Annotated in this window: 8 protein-coding genes, 1 pseudogene and 1 riboswitch; of the genes and pseudogenes, 3 read left to right on the top strand and 6 right to left on the bottom strand. The window is 59.6% G+C overall.

Annotation, left to right across the window (positions count from 1 at the left end):
- The 6 genes and pseudogenes from Q7O77_RS14065 to moaA form a co-directional block, all read right to left on the bottom strand.
- Window positions 1–98 (bottom strand): annotated as a pseudogene (locus tag Q7O77_RS14065) (BAX inhibitor (BI)-1/YccA family protein); the annotation flags it as partial.
- 113 nt (window positions 99–211) lie between these two features.
- Window positions 212–670, bottom strand: a complete 459-nt coding sequence (gene moaE, locus Q7O77_RS14060) for a molybdopterin synthase catalytic subunit MoaE (protein WP_304168476.1) — start codon at window positions 668–670, stop codon at window positions 212–214.
- 2 nt (window positions 671–672) lie between these two features.
- The gene (gene moaD / locus Q7O77_RS14055) at window positions 673–918 is read right to left on the bottom strand and encodes a molybdopterin synthase sulfur carrier subunit (protein ID WP_304168474.1); all 246 of its coding nucleotides are present in this window, start codon (window positions 916–918) and stop codon (window positions 673–675) included.
- Complete coding sequence (gene moaC / locus Q7O77_RS14050; protein WP_085651573.1) at window positions 915–1,397, bottom strand: cyclic pyranopterin monophosphate synthase MoaC; 483 nt, start codon at window positions 1,395–1,397, stop codon at window positions 915–917. The genes moaD and moaC overlap by 4 nt, the downstream gene beginning before the upstream one ends.
- Window positions 1,398–1,405: 8 nt before the next feature.
- Window positions 1,406–1,918 carry a molybdenum cofactor biosynthesis protein B gene (gene moaB, locus Q7O77_RS14045; protein WP_304168468.1) on the bottom strand — a complete coding sequence of 171 codons (513 nt, stop codon included), beginning with the start codon at window positions 1,916–1,918 and terminating at the stop codon, window positions 1,406–1,408.
- Between the two features lie 38 nt (window positions 1,919–1,956).
- Window positions 1,957–2,946, bottom strand: a complete 990-nt coding sequence (gene moaA, locus Q7O77_RS14040) for a GTP 3',8-cyclase MoaA (protein ID WP_304168465.1) — start codon at window positions 2,944–2,946, stop codon at window positions 1,957–1,959.
- Window positions 2,934–3,079: riboswitch (molybdenum cofactor riboswitch) on the bottom strand. (Overlaps the previous gene by 13 nt.)
- 322 nt (window positions 3,080–3,401) lie before the next feature.
- Here moaA and yvcK point away from each other — a divergent pair.
- The 3 genes from yvcK to Q7O77_RS14025 form a co-directional block, all read left to right on the top strand.
- Window positions 3,402–4,334 carry a uridine diphosphate-N-acetylglucosamine-binding protein YvcK gene (gene yvcK, locus Q7O77_RS14035; RefSeq protein WP_304168463.1) on the top strand — a complete coding sequence of 311 codons (933 nt, stop codon included), beginning with the start codon at window positions 3,402–3,404 and terminating at the stop codon, window positions 4,332–4,334.
- 336 nt (window positions 4,335–4,670) lie between these two features.
- The gene (locus Q7O77_RS14030; RefSeq protein ID WP_085651569.1) at window positions 4,671–5,390 is read left to right on the top strand and encodes a GntR family transcriptional regulator; all 720 of its coding nucleotides are present in this window, start codon (window positions 4,671–4,673) and stop codon (window positions 5,388–5,390) included.
- The coding region (locus tag Q7O77_RS14025) for an ATP-binding cassette domain-containing protein (RefSeq protein WP_304168478.1) at window positions 5,387–5,565 on the top strand (179 nt) is incomplete at its 3' end. The genes Q7O77_RS14030 and Q7O77_RS14025, both read left to right, overlap by 4 nt.

Here is a 5,565-nt window from a genome sequence, read left to right as displayed (position 1 = left end):
CCGCAGGTCATCCAACCATAAACCTGCGCCATATAGGTCTGCATGCTGGTGCCAGCACGCTGAACAATCGAGTCATTGGAACGTGGATATCGATCCATGATGCTTCCTTTGTGTTGAGTAAACGATCCCAGGCAAATAATTGCCCTCCGAGCTAAAGTTTACCACAAAATCGCCCGGCCACCGGCCAGTCACACGCCGCCCGGCACGGCTTTTATCGCGTCCAGCGCCGGGCGGCCTCACGATCGCTGTCTCGCGATGCCACCCACCGGTCGCCCTCCTTCGTCGATTCCCGCTTCCAGAACGGCGCACGGGTTTTCAACAGGTCCATGATGAACTCAGCGGCTTCAAACGCCGCGCCCCGGTGCGCGCCGGTCACGCCGACGAAGACAATTTCGTCGCCCGGATAGAGCGCGCCGATGCGATGCACCACGCTGACGCGCTGTAGCGGCCAGCGTTCGCGGGCTTCCTCGACGATCTCCGCCAGCGCTTTTTCGGTCATGCCGGGATAGTGCTCCAGCGTCAGGGCGCTCACGCTCTCTCCCAGATTATGATTGCGCACTTTGCCGGTGAAGGTGACGACCGCGCCGTCCTCGTCGCAGGCGGCCAGCCAGGCATACTCTTCGCCCACGCTGAACGCGTCTTCTCCAACCTGAATACGAGTCGCTTTCATGCTCACCCTCCCGTCACCGGCGGGAAAAAGGCCACTTCGTCGCCGTCGCGCAGCGGATGACTCATTGCCACCAGCGTCTGGTTAACCGCCGCCAGCAGCTTGCCGTCTTCGAGCGCCAGCGCCCAACGATCGCCGCGTTCACACAGCGCCTGCCGCAGCGCAGAAACCGTCGGAAAAGTCGCGGGCAGCGTCTCGCGCTCCGTGCCAATCAATTCGCGTACTTGAGCAAAAAACAGCACGGTGATCATGCGTCCTCCGCCTGGAAGTCGCCGGACTTGCCGCCGCTTTTCGCGAGCAGCCGCACGGGGCCGATGACCATGTCCTTCTGCACCGCCTTGCACATGTCGTAAATCGTCAGCGCCGCCACGGAGGCGGCCGTCAGCGCTTCCATTTCTACGCCGGTCTTGCCGGTGAGACGGCATAGCGATTCGATGCGCACCCGGTTGTGCGCGGGCTGTGCTTCGAGTTCTACCGCCACTTTGGTCAACAGCAATGGATGGCAGAGCGGGATCAGATCCCAGGTCCGTTTCGCCGCCTGAATACCGGCGATGCGTGCCGTGGCAAACACATCGCCCTTGTGATGGCGGCCTTCGATAATCATCGACAGTGTTTCAGGGGCCATCGCGACGAACGCTTCGGCGCGGGCTTCGCGCACCGTCTCGGCCTTGGCGGAAACATCCACCATCGCCGCTTCCCCGGCGGCATTAATGTGCGTCAATTGAGTCATAGTTATCGTTATTTTTTCAAATGTGGATGGACGTTGCAGGGCTTCTGGCGCGCGTCCAGCTGCTCCTGAAGAACACGCTCCCAGGCGGTGCGGCAGGCGCGGGTCGATCCGGGCATCGCAAAAATCACCGTACCGTTCGCCAGACCAGCCAGCGCGCGCGATTGCACCGTCGCCGTGCCGATATCTTCATAGGACACCATGCGGAACAGCTCGCCAAACCCGGCCATTTCACGGTCGAACAGCACGCGGATGGCCTCCGGCACTTTATCGCCGTCGGTAAACCCGGTGCCGCCGTTAATCAGCACCACCTGCACCGAGTCACTCGCGATCCACTCGGAGACCCGGGCGCGGATCTGATACAGATTTTCCGGCACGATGGCGCTGGCGACGATCTGGTGTCCCTCTTCCTGCGCGGCTTCGCGCAAATAGTCGCCGGAGGTGTCGTCCGCTTCGGTGCGACGCGAGGACACGGTCATAACTGCGATACGCAGTGGGATAAATGTTTCACTGGGCTGACTCATACTCTCTCCTTAACTTCACTTCTATGTTCAACACGGGCTCACCCGCCAATAAAGGACAGGTTGGGCGTGATGCCGCTGTCACCTTCGTGCAGAAAATGCGTCTCTTTTTTCAGCTTCAAACCGCCCGCAATGCGATCTTGCAACGCCGCCAACTGGCTATCATCCGCCAACAAATCCCGCAGCGGGATCCCCTGCTCGCCGAACAGGCACAGATGCAGGTTGCCTATCGCCGAGACGCGTAGCCGGTTACAGCTCTGACAGAAGTTTTTTTCGTACGGCATGATCAGCCCCACTTCCCCCTGATAGTCGGGGTGAGAGAACGTCTGGGCCGGGCCGTCGCTGCGCAGACGCGCCTGCGGCTGCCAGCCTTGCTGCAAGAGGCGTGTGCGGATCGTCTGACCGGAGACATGATGACGGCGAAACAGTTCGCGTCCTTCGCCGGTTTCCATCAGTTCGATGAAACGCAGCTGTATCGGGCGCGACTTGATCCAGTGAAGAAAGGCGTTGAGGCTGCCGTCGTTGACGTCTCGCATCAGCACCGTATTGATTTTGACCTTGGGGAAGCCCACGGCGAACGCCGCGTCAATACCCGCCATGACCTCGCGGAACTTGTCCTGTCCGGTAATCGCGTGAAATTGCCGGGCGTCGAGGCTGTCTACGCTGACGTTGATATGGGTCAGACCGGCGTCGCGCCAACGCGCCGCCTCACGCGCCAACCGGTAACCATTGGTTGTCACGGCCAGCGTTCGGATAGACGGGTTTTCCCGCACCGCCGCGATGATGTCGATAAAGTCGCGGCGCAGCGAGGGTTCGCCTCCCGTGAGCCGCACTTTTTCCGTCCCCATGGAGGCGAACGCCCGGCTGACGCGGCGGATTTCATCCAGCGACAGAAAGCGACGCGGGGTCTTACCCTGAGGGCGGTAGCCATCGGGCAGACAGTAGGTGCAACGAAAATTGCAGACGTCCGTAATCGACAGGCGCAGGTAGTAAAACTTGCGCGCAAACGCGTCGGTCAGTTGATTCACCATAAACACCTTTCCAAATACGGGAGATGCGGGCATTTCTACCGCGCACCCTGGTGACCGAACAGGCCACGGCCTGAGCACCCTATTACGCGACCGGGCATAACGTAGGCATTCAGGCTAGGAGTTTTGATTTCGCTTCCGCGTAGTGTGAAAACGCAAATGAAACCGTGATTTCAGCATAGAGTCTATCGCCAATATTGGCGACGAGTCACTGAAAATACGGTGTATATATTTGTATATAGCGGGGTTTTCACTTATTCCGACGGCGCGGTTCGCCTTGGCGAAACTCGCCCTCGGCATTCCCTATAGTATCTGCCCCCGAGCGAGTGGCGAGTCGTTCTCAGCACCGTTCATCCCCCTTTTTCAACACGATTTTCCTCGTGCGTGATGCGCGACCGGCGGGCAGTGTGATATATATCCGCTACGTTTTTTTATTTATTTAATTGGGTGAGGCATCTATGCGTAATCTCACGTTGACCGATCTCCAGCGCGTGGTGGCTTTGGGAGGTGGACACGGTCTGGGACGCGTGATGTCTTCACTCTCTTTTCTCGGCTCACGCCTGACCGGCATCGTCACCACCACGGATAACGGCGGTTCGACCGGCCGCATCCGCCGCTCCGAAGGCGGCATCGCCTGGGGCGATACGCGTAACTGCCTCAATCAGCTGATCACCACGCCGAGCGCGGCCTCGGCCATGTTCGAATACCGCTTCGGCGGCAGCGGCGAACTCGCCGGACACAATCTGGGCAATCTGATGCTCAAGGCGCTGGACAACCTCAGCGTCCGCCCGCTTGAGGCCATCAATCTCATCCGCAATCTGCTGCAGATTGACGCCGAATTGATCCCGATGTCCGAGCAATCCGCCGATCTGCTGGCGACGGACGCGCAGGGCCTTCCGGTCTATGGCGAAGTCGCCGTCGATCAGCTGGCGACGCTGCCGCAGGATCTGCGTCTGTTTCCCGCCGTCACCGCCACGCGCGAAGCGCTCGACGCCATCGCCAACGCCGATCTGCTGCTTATCGGTCCCGGCAGTTTCCTGACCAGCCTGATGCCCTTGCTGCTGCTGGAAGATTTGACCGTCGCGCTCTACCACAGCCGCGCGCCGATGGTCTATATCGCCAATCTGGATCAGGAGCTCAGCCCGGCGGCTTCGCAGCTCACCACCTCACATCAGATAGAAATGATTGAAGCCAAAGTGGGTCGCCGGATTATCGACGCGGTGATCCTCGGTCCACAGATGAACACGGATGCCCTCTCCGATCGCCTGCTGATCCAGCAACCGCTGGCGGCGGCTGACGTCCCCCACCATCATGACCGTCAATTGCTGCGCGAGGCTATCGCCCACACGCAGGAACAGCTGGCGTTAAACCTTCATCGTCAAAGCGCCTGACCTGTTCTCCGAACCGTTTTACCCCTACGCAGACACTTTTGGATAAGGTTGCCGTCATCTCGACGGTGACCGTTTTGCCGCCCTGAATGTTATCCCCTTCACCGTCATGTTTGCCCCGTCAACGCGCTCTCAGCCGCCGCGATGACAGGATGATTGCGCGCGTCCTGTTGATTCCGAACGGGTCTTTGTCTGGGCTGCTCAGTTAAGACCTTATGTGCATATCTATCGCCATATTTCTTGGTGGTGGTTCTCTTTTCTGCTTCATAGACTGGCCCTCAATTAAGCGTCCCAACCCCGCTCTGTGAGCTGCTCACAGAGTTCATTGAGGATCTCCAGATGGTGATATCGCAGGCCAAAGACAGCGCACCGCAATCTCAGGCCGACAGCGCGTGGGAACGTATTCGTCGCGATGTCCTGTGCTGCAAGCTGCTGCCGGGGGCCATGATCACCGAACAGGCGTTGATGGAACGCTACGATATCGGCAAAAGCACCTGTCGGGTGGCGCTGGCGCGGCTGTGTCATGAAAACCTGATCACGTCTCGTCCGCGCAAGGGATATCAGATTGCGCCGGTCACGGTGCAGGACGTCGAGGAAATCTTCACCATTCGCGCGCAGTTGGAACCGCTGGCCGCCCGGTTAGCGGTTGGCCGTGTCGATATCGATGAACTGCGCCGTCTGGAAGCCGCCTGCCGGGAGGAGATTAGCGCCCCGCTTTCCCGGCAAATCGACGTCTTCATGAACGCCAATAAACGCTTTCATCTGACCATCGCCCAAGCCTCCGGCAACCATCACCTGATCGCCATGCTCTCGAGCCTGATGGACGAAATGGCGCGGCTGGTGGCGCTGGGCTTCAACGTTCAGGGCACCAAGCCGGAAATCAAACACGACCATAACGCAATGATCGAAGCGTTCAGTCAGGGCGACGCCAAGCGGGTAGAGCTGATCGCCCGCCGCCATATCGAAACCTTCCAGACGATGACGCTGGAAAAAGTCTACGCCACGCTGAGTCGCGACGGCGCATTGCTGCCCATTCTCGAACGGAGACTTCAGCCATGAGTTTCCAACCGCACGACACCCCGCTTGCATTTCCGCTAGAAGCGCGGGGCATTGATAAAACCTTCGGCGAGCTGCCGGTGCTGCGCGACGTCTCACTGACGCTCGGTCAGGGTGAAATTTTGGCGCTGATCGGCCCGTCCGGCTGCGGGAAAAGTACCCTGCTCAACATCCTGTC

Origin of the sequence: Lonsdalea britannica, assembly GCF_946477055.1 — a bacterium.
Classification (GTDB): domain Bacteria; phylum Pseudomonadota; class Gammaproteobacteria; order Enterobacterales; family Enterobacteriaceae; genus Lonsdalea; species Lonsdalea britannica_A.
This window is presented reverse-complemented; position numbering and strand designations above follow the sequence as displayed.

Excerpts from the sequence above, each read along its gene's own strand:
- moaE (WP_304168476.1), bottom strand. The coding sequence starts at position 670 with ATGAAAGCGACTCGTATTCAGGTTGGAGAAGACGCGTTCAGCGTGGGC.
- moaD (WP_304168474.1), bottom strand. The coding sequence starts at position 918 with ATGATCACCGTGCTGTTTTTTGCTCAAGTACGCGAATTGATTGGCACG.
- moaC (WP_085651573.1), bottom strand. The coding sequence starts at position 1,397 with ATGACTCAATTGACGCACATTAATGCCGCCGGGGAAGCGGCGATGGTG.
- moaB (WP_304168468.1), bottom strand. The coding sequence starts at position 1,918 with ATGAGTCAGCCCAGTGAAACATTTATCCCACTGCGTATCGCAGTTATG.
- moaA (WP_304168465.1), bottom strand. The coding sequence starts at position 2,946 with ATGGTGAATCAACTGACCGACGCGTTTGCGCGCAAGTTTTACTACCTG.
- yvcK (WP_304168463.1), top strand. The coding sequence starts at position 3,402 with ATGCGTAATCTCACGTTGACCGATCTCCAGCGCGTGGTGGCTTTGGGA.
- Q7O77_RS14030 (WP_085651569.1), top strand. The coding sequence starts at position 4,671 with ATGGTGATATCGCAGGCCAAAGACAGCGCACCGCAATCTCAGGCCGAC.